Annotated in this window: 12 protein-coding genes and 1 pseudogene; 8 read left to right on the plus strand and 5 right to left on the minus strand. The window is 70.2% G+C overall.

Annotated elements, in window-relative coordinates:
* The first annotated feature begins 214 nt into the window (after nucleotides 1-214).
* Nucleotides 215-601 carry a hypothetical protein gene (locus IPG61_04615; GenBank protein ID MBK6733359.1) on the plus strand — a complete coding sequence of 129 codons (387 nt, stop codon included), beginning with the start codon at nucleotides 215-217 and terminating at the stop codon, nucleotides 599-601.
* A gap of 24 nt (nucleotides 602-625) precedes the next feature.
* Here IPG61_04615 and IPG61_04620 read toward each other — a convergent pair whose 3' ends face one another.
* On the minus strand, nucleotides 626-2,659 hold the full coding sequence (locus IPG61_04620; GenBank protein ID MBK6733360.1) for a glycosyltransferase: 2,034 nt from the start codon (nucleotides 2,657-2,659) through the stop codon (nucleotides 626-628).
* A 244-nt stretch (nucleotides 2,660-2,903) separates the two neighbouring features.
* Between IPG61_04620 and IPG61_04625 the strand changes: the two genes are divergently transcribed.
* The 3 genes and pseudogenes from IPG61_04625 (at nucleotide 2,904) to carB (ending at nucleotide 8,157) form a co-directional block, all read left to right on the plus strand.
* Nucleotides 2,904-3,773 (plus strand): hypothetical protein, encoded by an 870-nt coding sequence (locus tag IPG61_04625; protein MBK6733361.1) that lies wholly within the window; start codon nucleotides 2,904-2,906, stop codon nucleotides 3,771-3,773.
* Entirely contained in the window at nucleotides 3,773-4,903 is a 1,131-nt protein-coding gene (gene carA, locus IPG61_04630) for a glutamine-hydrolyzing carbamoyl-phosphate synthase small subunit (GenBank protein MBK6733362.1), read from the plus strand. Before IPG61_04625 ends, carA begins: the two co-directional genes overlap by 1 nt.
* Nucleotides 4,887-8,157 (plus strand): annotated as a pseudogene (carB, locus tag IPG61_04635) (carbamoyl-phosphate synthase large subunit). Before carA ends, carB begins: the two are co-directional and overlap by 17 nt.
* Nucleotides 8,158-8,507: 350 nt before the next feature.
* Here the strand turns inward: carB and IPG61_04640 are convergent.
* Both IPG61_04640 and IPG61_04645 read right to left on the minus strand, forming a co-directional pair.
* Nucleotides 8,508-9,230, minus strand: coding sequence for a single-stranded DNA-binding protein (locus IPG61_04640; protein MBK6733363.1), 723 nt, complete (start codon nucleotides 9,228-9,230; stop codon nucleotides 8,508-8,510).
* 47 nt (nucleotides 9,231-9,277) lie between these two features.
* Entirely contained in the window at nucleotides 9,278-11,695 is a 2,418-nt protein-coding gene (locus IPG61_04645; protein ID MBK6733364.1) for a DUF87 domain-containing protein, read from the minus strand.
* A 154-nt stretch (nucleotides 11,696-11,849) separates the two neighbouring features.
* On the opposite strand from IPG61_04645, the gene IPG61_04650 reads away from it, so the two are divergent.
* The gene (locus tag IPG61_04650; protein MBK6733365.1) at nucleotides 11,850-13,562 is read left to right on the plus strand and encodes an amidohydrolase; all 1,713 of its coding nucleotides are present in this window, start codon (nucleotides 11,850-11,852) and stop codon (nucleotides 13,560-13,562) included.
* A gap of 22 nt (nucleotides 13,563-13,584) precedes the next feature.
* Here IPG61_04650 and IPG61_04655 read toward each other — a convergent pair whose 3' ends face one another.
* Nucleotides 13,585-14,562, minus strand: coding sequence for a hypothetical protein (locus IPG61_04655; GenBank protein ID MBK6733366.1), 978 nt, complete (start codon nucleotides 14,560-14,562; stop codon nucleotides 13,585-13,587).
* A 210-nt stretch (nucleotides 14,563-14,772) separates the two neighbouring features.
* Between IPG61_04655 and IPG61_04660 the strand changes: the two genes are divergently transcribed.
* From IPG61_04660 to IPG61_04670, 3 genes are read left to right on the plus strand one after another with little or no spacing between them, the layout of a single operon-like run.
* Entirely contained in the window at nucleotides 14,773-16,143 is a 1,371-nt protein-coding gene (locus tag IPG61_04660; protein MBK6733367.1) for a hypothetical protein, read from the plus strand.
* 45 nt (nucleotides 16,144-16,188) lie between these two features.
* Nucleotides 16,189-17,460, plus strand: a complete 1,272-nt coding sequence (locus IPG61_04665) for an ROK family transcriptional regulator (GenBank protein ID MBK6733368.1) — start codon at nucleotides 16,189-16,191, stop codon at nucleotides 17,458-17,460.
* Nucleotides 17,457-18,269, plus strand: a complete 813-nt coding sequence (locus tag IPG61_04670; protein MBK6733369.1) for a glycoside hydrolase family 16 protein — start codon at nucleotides 17,457-17,459, stop codon at nucleotides 18,267-18,269. Before IPG61_04665 ends, IPG61_04670 begins: the two co-directional genes overlap by 4 nt.
* 144 nt (nucleotides 18,270-18,413) lie before the next feature.
* Here the strand turns inward: IPG61_04670 and IPG61_04675 are convergent, their stop codons facing one another.
* Nucleotides 18,414-20,759, minus strand: a complete 2,346-nt coding sequence (locus IPG61_04675) for a hypothetical protein (protein ID MBK6733370.1) — start codon at nucleotides 20,757-20,759, stop codon at nucleotides 18,414-18,416.
* Nucleotides 20,760-20,828 lie beyond the last annotated feature (69 nt).

The following is a 20,828-nucleotide window of genomic DNA, read 5'->3' on the forward strand; positions in this document are numbered from 1 at the left end:
GGCCATCGTCGCTCCTTGGGTGGGAACAGGGGAACGCCCCCGCGGGGCGGCGTCCGGAACGCGGAAGATAGCGCAACCGGGGATGGGCGACAAGCCGCCGGCCCCCGCCGCAACCGGGGGTCAAGCCCCCGCCGGGCCTGCCGATACCGTCGGCGTGAGCAGCACTTCGGCGTCCGCCGCCACCAGCGGTCGGCAACCCGGGAGCAAGGTCCTGATGGATGACCTGCGTTTCAGCGAAGCCTTCGCCCAGTTTCTGGTCGACACCAACGTCATCGCGCCCGAGGACGCCCTGCAGGCCCTGGACGAGCAGCGCCGCCGCACGCCGCCCATCGGCCGCCTGGCCCTCAAGCAGGGCATGCTCAACATGAAGCAGGTGTTCGCGATCCTGGCCGAGCAGCCGGAGACGGGCCTGCGCTTCGGCGAACAGGCCATCTTCATGGGCTACCTGGAACGGGAAACCATGGAACTGCTGCTCGAGGAGCAGCGTCGCGTGCGCCCCGGCCTCGGCGAGATCCTCACCGAGATGGGTGTCGTCAAGAAGGGCGTCCTGCAGAAGTGCCGCCGCGAGTTCGTGCGCGGCGTGGAGACCGTCTTGATCTGATCCGCCGCCGCCCGGCCGCCGGCCTCAGGGCCGCGCGGCCAGGGCCGGCTGCGCGTTCCTTCCCGCCATCTCCGCCAGGTTCCAGCGGGCGTCCTCGTCATCGGGGTCGCGCGCGAGCACGCCCTCGAGCAGGCGCACGGCTTCGCGGCGCCCCTCGCCCTCGGGATCGCGGCGCCACAGCACGCAGGCCAGGTCGTTCGCGGCCCGCGCCAGTTCGGGACGCAGCCCCTGCACCGCGCGCAGCCACAGTTCGGCTTCCTCGAGGTCGCCGCGCCCGAACGCCTGCTCGCCACGGGTGAGCCAGGCGGCCGCTTCCCAGTCCGGCAGCGGCGTCAGGTCGTAGTGCGGCGAGGACGGCAGCGGGCGGAACTGGAGCGGCGCCACCATGCCGCTGGAGATGATCTCGGGCAGGTTGAACTGCCCCGTGCGTCGCACATCGGCGTCGAGGTTCCACTTGCGGCGGAACACCTCGAAGTTGGCGTTCATCTGCTGCCGGTAGTCGACGCCGGCGGCGTCGAAGCTGGCGCTGCCCACGTGGTGGATGAAGCAGTCCAGCGCCACTTCCGCGCGGAACCCGGCCAGGAAGGCGCGCAGGCAGTAGTCGGTGTCCTCGTAGTTGCCCCGGCCGAAGATGACGTCGAGCCCGCCCAGCCGCTCGACCACGTCGCGGCGCAGCAGCAGGCAGAAGCCGACGATCCACAGCGCTGGCGACGACTTGCCCGCATGCTCGGCCGCATGGCGGGCCGCGAACCCTTCCAGTCCCTGCAGGCTTTCCTGGTCGTAGCCCACGCGCGCCAGTTTCTGCACACCGGTGACGTTGTTCGTGACCGGTCCCACCAGGCCCACGCGCGCATCGGCCAGCGCCGGCCGCATGAGCCGGTCGAGCCAGCCGGCCGTGACCACGGTGTCGCTGTTGAGCAGCACCATGAAATCGCCGCGGGCGGCGGCCAGGCCCACGTTGTTGCCGGCCGCAAAGCCCAGGTTCGCATTGTTGAGGATGACGCGCACGCGCGGCTGGCTGCGGGCCACCTCGCCCAGCCAGGCCTCGGTGCCGTCGGTCGACCCGTTGTCGACGAAGATCAGCTCATGGCGCGGGTCGGTGTGCTCGAGCAGCGAGGCGACGCAGCGTCGCGTGTGCTCCAGGGCGTTCCAGGTCAGCACGATGATGGATGCACGCGGCGGCTTGGCCTCGTCGCGACCACCGCGACGGTGGTCGTGGTACAGCAGCCGCGGCGCGGCATAAGGTCGGATCTGGTTGTCTGCCGTCGGCGAGAAGTGGCCGTCGGCAGCCTGCACGAAATCGGGCTTCGCGCGCCCGAACCAGATCTCGTTGAACGTCTTCACGTTGCGCTCGACCTGGCTGAACCGCTCGGGACCGCTCTGCGACTCGTAGTGGTAGACCACCGATTCGCCGCGGTACACAACGTCCCAGCCCAGTTCACGCACCTTCAGGCACAGGTCGACATCCTCGTTGCCGTTCCAGTAGCGTTCCTCGAAGCCGCCCACCGCCGCGAAGACCTCCGGCCGGATGAGCAGGCACGCCCCGGTCACGATCTGCATCACCTGCGCGTTCTGCGCGCCCTGGTGGTCCGCCGGCGCCTGGTACGACAGGTGAAGCCCGCCGATGTGCGTCCAGCCGTCCTTCGTCACCTGCACCAGCGCCACGCCGCCGTGCTGGATGGTGTCGTCGGCGAACAGCAGGCGCGCGCCGACGATGCCCACGTCGGGATCGGTATCCAGCGTCGATACCAGCGGCTCGAGCCAACCCGAAGTCACTTCCATGTCGTTGTTCAGGAAGAGCAGGTGCCGGCCACGTGCCGCCGCCGCGCCCAGGTTGCAGCCGCGCGCGAAGCCCAGGTTGTCGGGGTTGATGATCAGCCGCAGGCGCCCCAGCCGCTCCTGCCCGGCCAGCCATTCACGGGAGCCGTCGGTCGAGCCGTTGTCCACGACGATGATCTCGTAGCTGGCCTGCGCGCCCTCGCGGTGGATCGAGTCCAGGCAGGGCTCGGTCAGCTGCAACTTGTTGAAGACGGGCATGATGATGGAAACGTCAGGCACGCTGCCATCCTGGCCCGTGGTCGGGACGAAATTGGGCATCTGCGGGTCCCCTCTGGCCGGAATCCGATCAGCCGCCGCGGCAACTGTTGCTTAACTTGCGGTTTGGCAACGGCTTGAATTCGAGACGAGCAATATTCGTGCACATTGGGCCGCGCGCGCCGCGCGGCCTGACACGGACGTCCCCGACGGCTATCCTGCGGCCGCCCTTTAACTGACGTCAGCGAGCGTCAAAAGGAGACCCGCCATGATGACCGTCGAAAGCCCGGTTCCCGGGCCAGCGTTTCCCGCCGCCGCCATGTTCGAAGCCCCCGGCCGTCCGCGCCCGCTCGCGCGCCGCCTGGCCATCCACAACCGCGTCGTGCGACGCCTCCGCGAATTCTTCGAGACCGACGGCTTCCACGAGGTGCCGGTGACCGCCCTGGCCGACCACCCGGCGCGCGTGCAGCTGGACGGCATGCTGTCGCTGGGCTTCGGCGCCGTGTGGTGCGAATCGGAGATCATGCCGCCGGGCGGCCGCCTGGAGCCGCGGCACCTGCGCGGATTCAAGCTGATGGAAGCGGCCCGCTCCGACCAGACCCTGGCCGACCTCGCGGCGCTGCAGCGCGACCTGTTGCGGTTCGTGGCCGCCGATCTGGGCGCCGACCTGCTGGGCGGCCGCGACGTGACGCGGCTCGACCGCATGCTGCGCATGGAACACCCCTGCCTGGAATACGCCGAGGCGCTGGCCGTACTGCACGACAAGGGCTGGGACCTGGAGTACGGGCAGCCGCTCCATATGGCCGCCAAGGCGACGCTGCTGCGGCACTGCGGCAACCTGCCCTGCCAGGTCATCCACCAGCCGCGCCCGCACAAGCTGGAGGGCACGGCGGCAGCGCCGGCGCCGAGCCTGTGCGAGAGCGTGGAGTACATCCTGCCCTACGCCGGCGTGGCCATGGAAGGCGAGGTGCAGGACGGACGCGCCTCGTTGAGCCTGGACCTGGGCCGCCTGCTTCAGTACCTGATGGGGCTTGAGAAGGTCACCGACACGCTCATCGACCCCATGGACCGCATCGCGCAGGTCATGCACGCGGTCCCGCACGGCACCGCCCTGCGCTCGTCCTCGGAGCGCGGCTGATGCGCGGGCATATCGCGCTGGAAAACGGGCGCATCTTCACCGGTCGGCTGCTGGGCGCCCCGCTCGCGGCGGGCGGCGAGGTCGTCTTCCATACGGGGATGACCGGCTACCAGGAGATCCTGACCGATCCCAGCTACGCCGGGCAGGTGGTCGTCTTCACGGCCGCACACATTGGCAACTACGGCGTGCATGCGGGTGACAGCGAGTCCGAGCGTGTGCATCCGCGGGCCGTGGTGGTGCGCGACTTCTGCCGCCGCAACTACCACCGCGGCAGCGAGCACAACCTCGACCACGCGCTGCGGCGCGCCGGCGTGCCGGCCGTCTCGGACATCGACACGCGGGCGCTGACGATCGCCCTGCGCGACGGCGGCGTCTGTCGCGGCTTCGTCGGGGCGGGCGATCCGCGCGAACTGGTCGAGCGCGCCCGCGCGCTGCCGGCCATGGACAAGGTCGACTGGGTGTCGCGCGTCACGCGGACGACGGCCGGTCCCTACGAACGCCAGCCGACGATCGCCGACCCCTGCGAAGTGGCGGTGCTCGACTACGGCGTGAAGAAGAGCATCCTCGACTGCCTGGTCGAGGCCGGTTGCCGGGTCCGCGTGTTCCCGGCGTCGACGGGCGCCGACGAGCTGCTGGCCGGGCCGACCGAGGGCGTCTTCCTGAGCAACGGGCCCGGCGACCCGGCCACGCTGCCGCACCTGGTGGCCACCGTGGGCCGGCTCCTGGCGGCCGATGTGCCGCTGTTCGGCATCTGCCTGGGACACCAGCTGCTGGCCCGCGCGCTCGGCGCCGACACGGTGAAGCTGCCGTTCGGCCACCACGGCGCCAACCACCCCGTGCACAACCTGGCCACCGGTCGCGTCGAGATCACCAGCCAGAACCACAACTACGCGGTGCCCGACGGCAGCCTCGATCCCCGCCGCGCCCTGGTGACGCACGTGAGCCTGAACGACCGCTCCGTCGAGGGCCTGCGCGCGGTAGGCCGCGACGCCTTCTCGGTGCAGTTCCATCCCGAGGCGGCGCCCGGTCCCAGCGACAGCCTGCACCTGTTCCACGCCTTCCGCGAACGCATGCTCGCCCGTCGCCAGCTGGCCGCAACCCTCAAGGAGCGCCATGCCACGGCGAACTGACCTGAAGACCATCCTCGTCGTGGGCTCGGGTCCCATCGTCATCGGCCAGGCCAGCGAATTCGACTATTCCGGCACGCAGGCCGTGCGCGCGCTGAAGCGCGAGGGCTACCGCGTGGTGCTGGTGAACAGCAACCCGGCCACGATCATGACCGACGAGGAACTGGCCGATGCGACCTACATCGAGCCGCTGACCTGCGCGATGCTCGAGCAGGTGATCGCCGCCGAGCGCCCCGATGCGCTGCTGCCGACCGTCGGTGGCCAGACCGGCCTGAACCTGGCCGTCGAGCTGGCCGACAGCGGCGTGCTCGCGCGCTACGGAGTGGAGCTGATCGGCGCCAGTCCACGCACCGTCCGCCTGGCCGAGGACCGCGAGCTGTTCAAGCAGCAGATGGCCGCCATCGGTCTGGAGACGCCGCGCAGCCTGCTGGTGACGGCCGTCGAGCAGGCGCCCGCAGTGCTGGCCGCCCTCTCCTTCCCGATGATCCTGCGCGCCAGCTTCACGCTCGGCGGCGCCGGCAGCGGCATCGCCCACGACGAGGCCGAGCTGCGCGAACAGCTGCGCGAAGGCATTGCCGCCTCGCCGGTCGGCAGCGTGCTGGTCGAGGAGTCGGTGCTGGGCTGGAAGGAATACGAGCTCGAAGTCATTCGTGACCACGCCGGCAACGGCATCATCGTCTGCAGCATCGAGAACTTCGATGCGATGGGCGTGCACACCGGCGACAGCGTCACGGTGGCGCCGGCACAGACGCTGACCGACCGCGAGTTCCAGCGGCTGCGCAACGACGCCCTGAAGGTGCTCGACGCCGTCGGCGTGGTGACCGGCGGCAGCAACGTGCAGTTCGCCGTCGACCCCGAGAGCGGGCGCTCGCTGGTCATCGAGATGAACCCCCGCGTCAGCCGCAGCAGCGCCCTGGCAAGCAAGGCCACGGGCTACCCCATCGCCAAGGTGGCGGCACTGCTGGCCGTGGGCTACACGCTGCCCGAGCTGCCGAACGAGATCACCGGCACCAGCAGCGCCTGCTTCGAGCCGACGCTCGACTACACGGTGGTCAAGGTGCCGCGCTGGGCCTTCGAGAAGTTCCCCGGCACGCCCGACCGGCTGGGCACCACGATGCAGTCGGTTGGCGAGGTCATGGCCATCGGCCGCACCTTCCGCGAGGCGTTCCAGAAGGCGCTGCGCTCGCTGGAACTGGGCCTCGACGGCTGGGAGAGCACCACCAGCGGCCGCTCGCGCGAGGAACTGGCACGCGACCTGACGCGTCCCCGCCAGGGCCGCCTGGCCGACCTGCACGAGGCGATGCGACGCGGGCTCGAGCCCGAGCAGTTGCACCGCCTGACCGGCATCGACCCCTGGTTCCTGGACAACCTGGCCCGCCTCATGGAGGTCGAGGGCCGCCTGCGCAGCTACACGCTGTCGGAACTGCCGGAAGACCTGCTGCGCGAGGCCAAGCGCGAGGGCTTCAGCGACCGGCGCATCGCGAAGCTGCTGCAATGGGAGACGGGGCAGGTCGTGGGCGCCGACGAGTCGACCACGGTGCGCCTGCGCGCGGCGCTGGTGCTGGCGGCGCGGCAGGCGCAGGGCCTGCGCCCGGTGTTCCGGCGCGTGGACACCTGTGCGGCCGAGTTCCCCTCCGACACGCCCTACCTCTACTCCACCTGGGAGGACGGCCCCTGCGAGAGCCGCCCCACCGACCGCCGCAAGGTGATCGTGCTGGGCAGCGGGCCCAACCGCATCGGCCAGGGCATCGAGTTCGACACCTGCTGCTGCCACGCCGTGCAGGCGCTGCGCGCCGACGGCATCGAGGCCATCCTGGTCAACTGCAACCCCGAGACCGTGAGCACCGACTACGACCTCTCGGACCGCCTCTACTTCGAGCCCCTGCGGTTCGAGGAAGTGATGCACATCATCGAGGTGGAGAAGCCCGAGGGCGTCATCGTCACCCTTGGCGGCCAGACGCCGCTCAACCTCGCGCGCGACCTGCACGCTGCCGGCGTGCGGCTGCTTGGCACCGGCGTCGAGGCGATCGATCGCGCCGAGGACCGCGCCCGCTGCGGCCGCCTGCTGGCCGACCTGGACATTCCCCTCGCCCCGCTCCGGCAGCGCCCGCGACCTGGAGACCGGCTGCGCCGTGGCCCTGGAACTGGGCTACCCGGTGATGGTGCGGCCCAGCTACGTGCTCGGCGGCCGCGCCATGCGCGTGGTGTACGACGAGGCCCAGATGCGCGAGTGGTTCAGCGCCGCGGCGCTCGTCAGCGGCGACCATCCCGTGCTCATCGACCAGTTCCTGGAGGACGCCGTCGAGTTCGACGTCGACGCCGTCTGCGACGGCAGCGATGTGCTCATCGGCGGCATCATGCAGCACATCGAGGAGTGCGGCATCCACAGCGGCGACAGCTTCGCCGTGCTGCCGCCCTTCAAGACCAACGCCTCCGAACTGGCGATGATGCAGCTGTACACCCGGCGACTGGCCCGCTCGCTGGGCGTCGTCGGCCTGCTGAACATCCAGTTCGCCAGCTACCAGGGCGTGATCCACGTGATCGAGATCAATCCGCGCGCCTCGCGCACGGTGCCGTTCCTGGAGAAGGCCACCGGCGTGCCGCTGGCCCGCGCCGCCACGCGCTGCATGATGGGCGTGTCGCTGAAGGAACAGGGCCTGGCCATCGGCGAGGCGCCGGTGCCGGCGGGCCGCGTCTTCGTGAAGGGACCGGTGTTCCCGTTCCGCCGCTTCCCGCTCACCGATCACCTGCTGGGACCCGAGATGAAGAGCACGGGCGAGGTGATGGGTGTCGGTCGCGGTTTCGGCGAGGCCTTCGCGCGCGCGCAGCTGGCCTGCGGCCAGGGCCTGCCCGACGAGGGCGCCGTCTTCATCAGCGTGAACGACTTCGACAAGGACGAGGTACTGCCCATCGCCCGCGACCTGGCCGCGCTCGGCTACGAATTGCTGGCCACCGGCGGCACCGCGCGCTTCCTGGTCGGCAACGGGCTGGCGGCCGCGAGTGTCCCCAAGGTGGGCGAGGGCACGCCGCACATCGGCGAGCTGATCCGGGGCGGACAGGTCCAGATGGTGATCAACACGCCGCTGGGGAAGAAGAGCCGCTACGACGAGAGCGCGATCCGGCGCGAGGCGCGCGCACGCGACATCCCGTGCATCACGACGCTGTCGGGCGGCCGCGCGGCGGTCGACGGCATCCGCGCGCTGCGGGCCGGCCTCGGCGGGGTCACGCCGCTGCAGGCGTTGCGGGCGAAGGCCTGAGCGTCACAGGACGGCCTGACAAGAGGGCACGAAAAGACCCGGCCGGAACCGACGTGCATGCTCGCCCAACACGCAGAGTCGGCCCGACCGGGTCCCATCGTCGCGCACAATCAAGCGAACGCCTCGGAAATGCAGGTTCCTGCAGCGTCCCTGGTCCCTCCAGCCCCCACGCGTTCCGCGGTTCGGCCTTTTGCGGTCTTAAGCGCCGACCAGCGGCGCAACCGGCAGCTTTTTTTTGGGTAAATCCATGAAACAGGTTACCGTGAAAAGTGGACAGATCATAGCTACATTACGGGTTTTTTGAAACACGATGTCATTCAACAGGTTGACGGGATTTCGGCCCAATCCGATCAGGCCCAGATGCCCTGCTCGCGCAGCTGCGAAAGGGCCGCAGCCTCCCAGCCGCGGTTCGCCGCAGGGCTTGCCGGGCTCGGGTGCAGCAGCGTGCCGCGGCGCGGCGCACCCCCTCCTTCGGTGCTCGGGTCGGCAAACAGCGCGTCGAGCTTCTTCCGCGCGAACCCGCCCACGCCCACGACCCACTGGGGTTCGTAAATCGCCACCACCTGTCGCAGCCAGGTGTCGCAGGCCTTGAAGAGCGGCGCGGCCGCGGCGGCCGGCAGCTTGTCGGGGGTCAGGTTGCGCGCCGACGCTTCCATGAACACGAGCGGACAGTAGTTCAGCACGAAGTGCTCGTCGAAGAAGCCCTCGGCGCCGCCGCAGTGCGCGGCAAAGAAGCCCCACAGGCGCCGGCCGCTCACTTCCGACCGCGCGCAGGCCAGGCCCTGCACGGGGCGCTTCGGGTGTTCGGGCGACGGGCGTCCTACCGCACCGTCGAGCCCGAGGATGTCGCGCACCGCGGCCACCTCGCCGAACGGCACGCCGGTCTGGGCCATGCCCCACGGGCCCGGGTTCATGCCCAGCAGCAGCACGCGGCGCGGCGTGGCGCCCCAGCGGCGCACGTACTGCTCGTGCAGCGGCCAGGCGTAGTCCAGCGGGTTGTAGACGTGGGCCACGGGCTCGGGAAAGCGGCAACGATCGACCGCTTCACTGAGGGCGCGCGTCGCCGCGAGCACCGGGCCGGCGCAATCGCCGCCGCCGTCCTTCCTGCGCGCGGCAGCGCTCACGGCGCACCGCCGGCCGGCCGCCAGAGCAGGCCGCAGAAGGACAGGCGGATGTCGGTGCGTCGCGGCGCCACCTCGCGCGTGGTGACGCCGCCGAGCGCCTGCTCCCATTTCACGTTGATGGCCGCGACGTCGGCCGCCAGCTGCGCGCGCAACTGCTCCAGCTCGGCCGAGACGGCCGCGAGCTGTGCCTGCGATTCGGCGATGCTCTCGCCGGCGCGCGCGGTCATCCGCCGCTTGCGCGCGGCGGTGGCCAGCCCCGGACCGCGCTTGCGGCCCAGCACGCCGAACATGCCGAGCAGGCTCTCGCCGGCCGAGAGCATCTCCTCCTGCTTGCGCGCCGCCAGCTCGGCCTGGTCCTCGGCCAGATCGCGCTGCTCGGCCTGCTGCTTCGTCTCGAGCCGCGTGAGCTTCACCTGCATCGCGCGATCGAGCTTGTCGACCTCGGCGTCGCGCTTCTCGCGCACAGCCAGGCGGGCGCGGTTCAGGAACGCGTCACGCGTCTCGCCCGGCTCGCCGACCAGCTTGAGCAGCGGCAGCTCGAACACCTCGAGACGCTCGCGCTGGTAGAGGTGGTCGGTCAGCGCCTTGGCCGCCGCCTTGTGGAAGGCGGCCGCTTCCCAGCCGCGCGGCAGCGGCAGGAAGCGCGCGCCGGGCGCCGGCTGCGCCGCCAGACCGTCGGGCGTCGCCGCCAGGGCCGCGGCCTTCGTCCAGTCGGCCACCAGCGTGGCCGCGCCCGCCGGCAGGCCCAGGGCCACCTGCCGCTCGCTGGCCAGGCCGCGCTTCGCGTCGACGAAGGCGATGGTGGCCAGGCCGGCCAGAAGCGGCTCGTAGACGGGCGCGCCGCCGGCTGGCGGGAGGAAGGCCTGCGGCACGGACGCGGCCAGGGCCGGGGCGACCAGCGATGGATCACCGGGTGCGGCCGGGGGCGCGGTGCCGCCGACTTGCGCTGGCGCAACTGCTGCGGTCGGCGTGCCGGCGGTCACGGCTGCGCCACCCACTTGCGCCGGCGCAACGGCAGCGCCCGCACCCAGCCTGCGGATCTGCTCCCGCGTGAGCGGCCCGCCCAGGTAGCTCATGGTCCAGCGCGTGTGCAGCAGCGCGGGCGCGCTTTCGTGCACGTTGTGCAGCAGGAACACGCGCGACTTCAGCCCGCCGATCAGCGACGCCAGCGTGGCCGGGTCGGCGGCGCCGGCCGCGGCGGCCAGGCCTTCGAGCATGCGTTCCTTGTCGCGCTCGGTCTGCAGCTTGCCGATGAACCAGGTGCCCGCGTTGGCCAGGCCCTTATAGTCGAGGTCGACCGGGTTCTGCGTGGCCAGCACCACGCCCAGGCCCGAGGCGCGCGCCTGCTTGAGCAGCGTCAGCAGCGGCGTCTTCGAGGGCGGGTTGGCTGTCGGAGGCATGAACCCGAACAGCTCGTCCATGTAGAGCATGGCGCGAAGGCTCGAGGTGCCCGACTGCCGCCGCGACCAGGCCAGCAGCGATTCCAGCAGCAGCGTCACGAAGAACATGCGCTGCGCGTCGTCCAGGTGGGCGATGCTCATGATCGCGTGGCGCGGCCGGCCGTCGCCCGAGCCGAGCAGCACGTCGATATCGAGCGGCGTGCCCTGCAGCCAGGCCGCGAAGCCGGGCGCGGCCATCAGCCCGTTCAGGGCCAATGCCAGGTCGCGGCGCTCGGCCGCGGGAAAGAAGGTGTCGACGTCGAAGACGCCGAACGTGCGCACGGGCGGCTCCTGCAGCGCGCGGATCAGGTCGGCCAGCTGCACGTCCTGCGGCAGGCGCCAATAGTGCTCGATCACCGTGGCCAGGAAGATGTGCGCGGGGCTGCGCACGGGATCGCCGTCGACGCCGGCCAGCCCGAGGATGGCTCCCACCGTGCCGCGGATGCGGTCGCGCAGCGCTTCTTCCTGCGCGGCGAAACCGCCCGCCGGCGCCTGCAGCGAGGCGAGGATCGAGACCGGTTCACCTGCCGTGGAGCCGGGCGTGAACACGGTGAAGGCGCAGGCCGCCTTCAGGCGGGCGATGCGCGCGCCGTCCTGGTCCCACTCGCCCAGGCCCTGCTTCCAGCGCGCGGCCACGGCCTCGGCGTGGGCGGCGGGCTCGAGCCCCTGCCGCCGTGCCTCTTCCGGATCCAGCCACGGCGCGAAATCGGCGGCGGCCAGGCCGGGGAACGTCAGCGCCAGGTTGGCGATGTCGCCCTTGGGATCGATGATGATGGCCGGCACGCCGTCGATCGCCGCCTCTTCCAGCAGCGAGATGCCCAGGCCCGTCTTGCCCGAGCCCGTCATGCCGACGATGACCGCGTGCGTGGTCAGGTCGCGCGCGTCGTACATCACCAGGTCGCCCGTGACCTGCCCGGCCGCGGCGTCGTAGCGCCGCCCCAGGTAGAAGGATCCCGTCTGTTCGATCGGCTGCATGGCTGGTCGTCCCCCTGCCGTCCGGTGTCCGCGAAGTGAGCGGCCAATGTACAATGCCGCGGCCCCCGCGTGAAGCGCAGGCGAGACAGGGCGCGCGGCCAGCTAGACTGGGGCTGCTGGAGAGGGGCCACGACCGGACCCGAAAGGACGCCCGATGTTCCGCGCCTGCATGCCCAAACCGGCCGCTTTGATCGTGGCCATGCTGATCACTGGCAGCGTGACCGCCGCCGAGGTTCCCATGAACGACACTCCCGCCCCTGCCGTGCAGGCCGACCTGATCCTGCACGGGGGCCGCGTCCTGACCATGACCGACCCCGAGCCCACCCCCGCGCCCACGGCCGTGGCCGTGGCCGGCGGCCGCATCCTCCAGGTGGGCGACGATGCCGCGGTGCTGGCGCTGGCCGGACCGGGCGCCAGCATCATCGATGTGGGGGGCGGCACCATCATCCCCGGTTTCATCGACAGCCACGCGCACCTCTACGGCCTGGGCAAGGCGCTGGCCGAGGTCGACCTGCGCGACACCGCCTCGGCCGGGGAAGCTGTCGCCCGCGTGGCGCATGCCGTCGCCGCGACGCCCGGCAGCGGCTGGCTCGAGGGCCGCGGCTGGGACCAGAACGACTGGCCCGTGAAGGAGTATCCGCACCGCGACATGCTGGACCGCGTGGCCGGCAAGCGGCCGGTGCTGCTGCGACGGGTCGATGGCCACGCCGCCTGGGCGAGCACCGCGGCGCTGGCGCTGGCCGGCGTTACGGCGGCCACGCCCGACCCGGCCGGCGGCTCCATCCTGCGCGACGGGCAGGGCGAGCCGACGGGCGTGCTCATCGACAATGCCGTTTCCCTGGTCACGGCCGCGATCCCCGCGCCGGACCAGACCGAGGTGCGGCGCCGCCTGCGCCTGGCGGCCGAACATTGCCTGCAACTGGGCGTGACGGGCGTGCACGACGCGGGCATCTCGTGGGATCGTGCGCAGGTCATGCGCGAGATGGCGGCCGACGGCTCGCTCGGCGTGCGCGTGTACGGCATGTACGACGACGATCCGGCCACACTGGCCGGCGCGCTGAAGGCCGGCCCCTATACGAGCCCCGACGGCCTGCTCACGCTGCGCGCCGTGAAGCTCTATGCCGACGGCGCGCTCGGCAGCCGCGGTGCGCTGCTGCTGAAGGACTACAGCGACCAGCCCGGCCACCGCGGCCTGGCCGTCACCACGGCCGACCAGATGCGCGGGGTGATGCGCTCGCTGGGCGGCGCCGGCTTCCAGATCTGCACACATGCGATCGGCGACGCGGGCAACCGCCTGGTGCTCGACCTCTACGAAGAGGTGCTGCGCGAGCTCAAGCCGCGCGACGCGCGCTGGCGCGTGGAGCACGCGCAGATCCTCGACCCCGCCGACATCCCGCGTTTCGGGAAGCTGGGCGTGATCGCCGCCATGCAGCCGGTGCACTGCACCTCGGACATGGACTGGGCCGACGAGCGGCTCGGTGAAGAGCGCCTGGCCGGGGCCTATGCCTGGCAGTCGCTGCTGAAGTCGGGCGCGCGCCTGTGCTACGGGACCGACTTCCCGGTCGAGAAGGTCGAGCCCCTCGAAGGTTTGTACGCCGCGCGTACACGCCAGCATCCCGACGGCACGCCCATCGGCGGCTGGCGCCCCGAGGAGGCGGTCGACGGCTGGACCGCGCTGTGGCTGTACACGGCGGGCGGGGCCTGGGCCGCGTTCCAGGACAAGGAGCTGGGCGTGATCGCGCCGGGGTTCCGGGCCGACCTGGTGGTGCTGGACGGCGATCCGGTGGCCTGCGCGCCGAAGGACCTGCTGCGGATGAAGGTCACCGCGACGTTCGTGAACGGACGCGCGGCATCAGCCTTGAAGTGACCTCGGCCGCCTTCGCCGCGGGCTACCTCTGCAGGGCCTCCTGCCCGAGGACCCGGCGGAAGAAGGCAGTGGCGTGGCGCTGCAGCTTCCTGCGGTCGTGGGCAACGCCTTCGACGAGCAGGAACTCGGCGCTGCTGCCGGCTTCGCGGTAGACATCGCGCACGCGGTCCCAGCGCGCGAGCGGGTCGGGGCCGAAGAGCCGGTCGACAACGGCCGCGTGTTCCCGGTCCCAGCCGTCGCCGAAGTCCAGCGAATCGTTGTCGTCGAGGCTGCCCATGTAGATGAGTTGGGGCACGGCGTTGAAGGCCTCGGAAGCGAACGGCGTGCCCGTCAATGCGGTGAGGTCGGCCACGCCCGCGGGATAGGCGAGGGTCTCCCCCGCGTGGCTGGCCACCGGCAGGATGGGGAAGCCGCCCGGTGAACCGATGGTCGCCGCCTTGACGCGGTCCGGATGCAGGGCGGTGAACCGGTTCGCAAACATCCCGCTGGCGGAGAAGCCCTGGATCAACACACGCGTGTCCGTTGCAATGCCGTCGTGCCCGAGCAGTTCGCGGGTGCGGTCGATCATCGCGATGAGCTGCAGGTCGATGCGCTGCAGGTCGGTCCGGCGGGTCGTCAGCGCGTCGCGATCAAGGGCGTGGGTGTAGATGATCCAGTCCTCGCCGGGACGCACGAAGGCCGGCACCAGCAGGACGACACCCAGTTCATCGGCCACGCGTCGGCGCTCGAGACCCGTCCACCAGGCGTCCTTGCGGTGGACCTCCGGATCGTCGGAGCTGGTGCCCGAGTTGTTGGGCTGCACGAGAACGGTCACGACGTGCCCGTCCCGGGCAAGGCGCCGGGCCTTCGGCGAGACGTAATAGTAGCCGTCGGCGTGCCAGCCGAGCGTCGGGTCCGCGCGCAGGCGCTCGACCCGGAGAGCATAGGGCCCGACCAGGGCGGCGGCGGCGAGCGCCGCAACGGCCAGGAAACCCGCCAGGAGACGAATGGCGATGCGCATGGTCCTCCTTTGGGCCAGAAGACGCAGGCGGCGGCCTTGGGTTCCCGGGCATCCAGGGGCGCCGACCCGATTTTTCCCGCCGCGAGTTTCCCGGACTCGGCTCTTGACACCCCCGCCAACCGCCCCCATACTTTGATCGGTTGCCGTACAAAGCCGTTCGCCGAACAAAGTCGGCGCGCGCCGCGCACCTGCCCTCGCGGAGGTTCCCCCGTGAACACGACTCGGTTCTTTGCGCTGTTCCTGCTCGTGGCCCTCACCGCACTGGCCGGCTGCGGCAGTCGCGACGTCGCGGGGCTGGACGTGGCCCGCGCCCGCATCGAACCGCTGGTCTTCGATGAGGACTACGGTGACGACGTCTACTTCCAGGCGTTCTCCGGCACATACCTGGCCGCGACGAGCCTGGATTCGCTGTACGCGCACGACAGCCTGAAGTCGCTGAAGGTCGTGGTGCCCGGACAGAACTCGGTGCTCGGCGGCTATGCCGGCGGCGTGCTGACCACGGTCAACGCGCGCGACTTCGCCGACTTCAACGCGCTGACGTTCTATGCGCGCTCGAGCGTGGTCTCGACGCTGAACGAGGTCGGCTTCGGCAACGACAACACCGGCACCTCGGTGTACTCGGCGGGGCGCGCGAACATCGCGCTGAATCCCAGCTGGACGTTCGTGGTGGTGCCCATCCCCTCGCCGCGCAAGATCGTGGCCGAGCGCGGCATGTTCACGTTCGCCGAGGGCTTCGAGGTCCAGAATCCCACCGGCCATACGCTGTGGTTCGACGACATCCAGTATGCGAACCTGCTGAACGTGGAGCGCATCCGCGCGAACATGCCCTCGGTGAACAAGCAGTACCTGATCGGTTCCACGGCGACGATCGAGGGCACGACGACGACGTTCAGCATCGACGGCGCCAACGTCATCGTGAACCACATGCCCGGCTATTTCGACTTCTTCTCGTCCAACCCGACCGTTGCGCGGGTCGAGGGGAACCGCATCCGCGTCGTCGGCGCCGGCATCGACACGATCACCGCCAAGCTCGATACGCTTGATGTGCAGGGCCGCGTCATCATCACCAGCTTCACGGCGCCCACGGCCGCCGCGCCCGTGCCGACGGTGCCGGCGGGCGACGTGATCGCGCTGTACAGCGATTCGTACGTCAACCGGCCGGTCACGAGCTTCAACCCGCACTGGGGCGGCTCGACGACCCAGAACGAGACCTACCTGATCGGCGGCAACGCCAACATCATGTACACGGCGCTCAACTTCGTGGGCATCGACTTCGCCACGCAGAAGATCGACATCACGGGGATGACGCACCTGCACCTGGACGTCTACGCGCCGGTGGGCACGATCTTCAAGGTGAAGCTGGTGGCCATGGGCCCGACCGGGACGGTCGCCCTCCAGCAGCCCGAACTGACGTTCGATGCGGCCTCCGTGCCCTCGTTCACGTCGGGCGGCTGGTCGTCGCTGGAGATCCCGATGGCCAACTTCGGGTTCACCGTGCCGGTGGACAACATCGGCCAGCTCGTGCTGAGCCCGAGCGACGCGCCGCTGGTGCTGGTGGACAATATCTACTGGCACCGCTAGGCTCCCTGTCCCCCCGGACCGGGGGACCAACCAGGAAGCGGCCGGATGTACAATGAAAACCTCAGCTGGAAGGGCCTGCGGCGCACGGACCCGGACCGTCCGCGTCCGTTGGCCGATGCGGTGCTGCGCCTGATCTGGCAGAAGAAGCGCATCTCGCGCGCCGAGATCGCCGGCGTGGGCGGGCTCTCGCGCTCCACCGTCTCGGAGATCGTCAACGAGATCCTGCCCATGGGCATCGTCACCGAGGTGGGTGAAGGCCCCTCGCGCGGCGGCCGCCGTCCCATCGTGCTCGAATTCCAGGACGATGCCTGCGTGATCCTCGGCGTCGAGATGGGCGCCACCCATGTGGTGGTCGCCCTGACCGACCTGCGGGGCCGCGTGCTCACCTGGGAATCCCGCGACCACGCCGTGCGCACCGACCCGGCCGGCACGCGGAAGCTGATCACCGAGCTGTGCCGCGTCTGCCTGGCCTCGCCGGCCGCGGGTGGGCGCCCGCTGGTCGGCATCGGCGTGGCGGCGCCGTGCCCCGTGGACCCGTCGCACCCCGATCGCCTGTCGACGCTCGTCATGCCCGACTGGAACGGCGTGCTCGGCCTGAACGACCTGGCCCGCCGGTACGACGTGCCGCTGATGGTCGACAACGACGCCAACCTGGGCGCGCTGGCCGAGCACTGGTGGGGCGCCGGTCGCGGCGTGGACGACCTGGCCTACATCAAGGTGGCCATGGGCATCGGCTCGGGCCACGTCATCGGCGGCGAGATCTACCGCGGCGCCACCGGCGTGGCGGGCGAGATCGGCCACCTGTCCATCGATCCCCAGGGCAAGCCCTGCATCTGCGGCCTGCGTGGCTGCCTGGTCACGCTGATCGGCGCGCCGGCCCTGGTGGCCCGCGCCGCCGAGCTGGCGCCTTCGTTCCCGGAGAGCCCGCTGGCCGGACGCACCATCACCATCATCGATCTCGAGGACGCAGCCATGAAAGGCGACCCGCTGGCCCTGCAGGTGACCCAGGAAGCGGCGGCCCACCTGGGCCGCGCCGTGGCCGGCCTGCTGAACATCATGAACCCTTCGCTGGTCATTGTCGGCGGCGTGCTGGCACGCCTGGGCGACCTGCTGCTCGACCCGCTGCGCGAGACGGTCAAGAGCCGAACGCTGGTCAGCTCGGTGGCCGCGGCCGAGATCCGCAGCGGCGACCTGGGCGACCTGGGCATTGCGGTCGGCGCCTCGACGCTGGTGCTGAAGGCGGCGCTGGCCGACTCGCGCCTGTTCCCCCGCGTGCCGGGCGGTTTTGCGCCTGCGCACGATGCGGTGGTATCATGAGCCGCACACATGGATTGATCGTCGCGACGCTGGTCGCGCTGGCCGCCGCCCCCGGCTGTGGAGAGGAAACGGAGCCGCCCGTGTACGGACTCATCTGGCAGGACGAATTCGACGGACCGGCGGGCCAGCTGCCCGACGCCAACAAGTGGCGTTTCGACCTCGGCACCGACTGGGGCAACCTCCAGCTCGAGTACGACACGAACCGCGCCGAGAACTGCAGCCTCGACGGCCTGGGCAACCTGGCCATCACGGCGCGCGAAGAGGAATACCAGAACCAGCCGTACACCTCGGCGCGCATCAAGACGAAGGGCCTGTTCGAACAGGCGCGCGGCCGCTTCGAGGCGCGGATCAAGCTGCCCATCGGGCAGGGCATCTGGCCGGCGTTCTGGCTCCTGGGCAACGACATCGACCAGGTGGGCTGGCCGCAGTGCGGCGAGATCGACGTGATGGAATACCGCGGCCAGAACCCGCGCACGCTGGTCGGCTCCATCCACGGGCCGGGCTACTCCGGCAACGGCGCCATCACGCAGACCCACACGCTGGCGCAGGGCGGCTTCAACCTGGGCTTCCACGTGTTCGCCATCGACTGGGACGAGACGTCGATCACCTGGAGCGTCGACGGCTACGTCTACCACCGCGCCACCCCGGCCGACCTGCCGGGCGGCACGGCGTGGGTGTTCAACCACCCGCACTTCATCATCCTGAACGTGGCTGTGGGTGGGCGCTGGGTCGGTTCGCCGGACGCCTCCACGGTGTTTCCGCAGGTGATGCTGGTGGATTATGTGCGGGTTTACGGGGAGATGCCGTAGGCGCGGTGTTGGCCTGTTGGTCATTGTTGTTTTGTCATGATTCGCGCTTCGATGTGCAGACTATCGTACCATTCCGCAGGTGCAGCGGCGCCGCCCACCCTGAAAAGGCAGGCGGCGCGCCGATCCATCGGCAGGAGCCTGGGCCTAGCGGACCAGGCTCAGCTTCGTGACTCCGCCACGCGGCTGTCCATCGACATGGAGCCGCGCAAAGTACGATCCGCTCGGAACCGCACGCCCCAGGCGGTCCGTGCCCAGCCAGGCCTCCTCGTGTCGGCCCGCCTCACAGGCACGGCCGCCGAGCACGGCGACCAGCTCGCCTCGCACCGAGTAGATCCGCAGTTCGGCGAAGCCGGCTTTCGACAGGTCGAACGCGATCGTCGTCCGCGGATTGAAGGGATTCGGCGCCGCCCGGACTGCGTAGGTGGCGCCATCGGTCCTGTCGACCCCGGAAGTGAGGTCCGGCGTGCGGACGATGAGTTGCACCGCCCGCGCACCAAGCATCAGGGCGTACTCCGTCGTCTTGCGCATGGACATGACCACGACCCGGTTCTCGCTCGGCAGGTAGAGCTGGAAATCGGTTCCGGCCGGCCATGCAGAGGGATCCCAGGTCAGCATCGCCGCGCCGGGATTCGGGGATGTCACGACGACCGGCCAGGAGACAGTTCCCTCGTCGAGGCCGGCCAGGTCGCGCGAGATCGCGCTGCCGCCCTGCAGGCGCCAGTCCGGACGGTGGAACATCAGGCGCGGCCCGCCTGCAGGCGATTGCGGCGGCAAGGGACGGTCGTATACGGCATCGAAGCCGGAAGTCGCGCCTGCCTGCCGACCGAACGTGATGGTGCGCTCTGCACCGGCCGAATCCCGCAGCGAGAGATCGGCGCGCCAGGATCCGTCGCCGGGGTCCGGCACGTTCTTGCGCGCGGTAAGCCGCTTCGGCATCTCCACGAAATTGCCGTAGTAGAACTCCAGCGAGAGTCCGTCCTGCAGCGCATGGATCCAGTAGCCGTGCCAGGGCTGCAGAGCGAGAGCGTCGGCGTAGGCGCCGGTGGCCGGATCGAACGACTGGACGTCCAGTGACACCAGGCCCATCTGGGCGGCAGTCAGCCACTCGTACGTCGCCCCGTCCTGCTTGACGCGAAGGCTCTCGAACGGCCCGGGGAACCAGATGGCGTTGCCGACCAGGTTCCATCCGTTGGCCAGCGGCACGATGACGCCGTCAATGTCGCGCTCGCCGGTCATAGTCCAGTTGAAGTCCGTGTCGCTGGCCAGCCAGTAGCCCGTCCCGGGAACGACTTCGGCGCCGGCGGCGAGGTTCCGGTAGCCGCTGGTGCGGGAGTAGTCGTACGCATAGGCGTATCCCGGTGCCGGGTCGAGGATCACGCTCCCCACCGTGGCGTCGGCCGTGGGCGTCAGCGGCAGGCCGATCATCGACCAGCCGGCCGGGATGGCGCGACTGGCCGGGCTCAACGCCGGAGGGGCGGGCGCCGCGCCGACCAGCAGCGCGAAGCGGTACGTGTTGGGCAGCCCGTCATTGCTGAACACGTAGGTCAGGTCGGGGAAGAGGTTGTGGTACTGGCCCGTCTGGAGGTCCTTCAGGTGGAGCTTGATGCCGCTGGCGGCATTGAAGTTCGGCGCGAACGTCAATGTCACCTCTCCATCCAGGTCCGTCTCCACCAGCAGGGGCCAGGTGTCGTTGCTGTAGATCACGTCGTAGGACGCCCGGTAGTCCCTGCCGAAGCGGGGCCCGAGGGGCCAGTCGGCGTGCTCGAAGCTCGCCGAAACATAGTTGCCGGGCGGCGGCGTGGGCTTCGGGATGTCGATGCCGGCGTCGTAGCCATTGGTTGCCGCGCCCGTCGTCGCGGCGGTTATCGCGTAGTCCTGGGCGCCCGTCGCCGAGGCCGTCACCGCGACGGACATGTCGACCGGGATGCCCCCGGTTTCGCCGCAATCGCCCGACACGTCCGGACAATTGCCGTTCATGACCGCGACCGGCACGCCGACATCACAACTGGCGACCTGGCCCCGGCGCAGCACGCCGTCCCCGGTCACGATCGGCAGGTCGCCGGTCATCGACGGGGCGGTGGCCTGGCTGATGCGGAACTCCAGTGCGCCGTCACCCTGGAGCATGACCTGCAACGTGGCCAGGACGATGGCCCCACCGACCTGGGGATAGTTCGACGCCGCGCCGACGGCGAAACCATTGGCCGAACCGTCCACGTCCAGCGCATTGGGCCCCAGGTTCGTGGACAGGATGAAGTACGGCACGCCGGTCGGCGTGAGCGTGCATTCGAAGCCGTTGGTCGGCCCGGCAGGGTTCATGAGCAGCAGGTAGACGTTGGTCGGCACGAACATGCCCACGGGGGCGCAATTGGCGTTGCCGGTGTCATCGAAGTAGAGTCCGAAACTGTCGGTCTTGTAGTCGAGCCCGCCCATCGCGGTCAGCGGCGTCATGGCCAGAATGAGGCCGAGAACCAGGAATCTTGCGCATCTCATACTGATACTCCTCGTGCTGCGAAATTCGTGATCGCCGGAAGCCGGTGCGGATGCCCGCCCACGGGCATG

The organism is bacterium (genome assembly GCA_016703265.1).
GTDB lineage: Bacteria > Krumholzibacteriota > Krumholzibacteriia > LZORAL124-64-63 > LZORAL124-64-63 > CAINDZ01.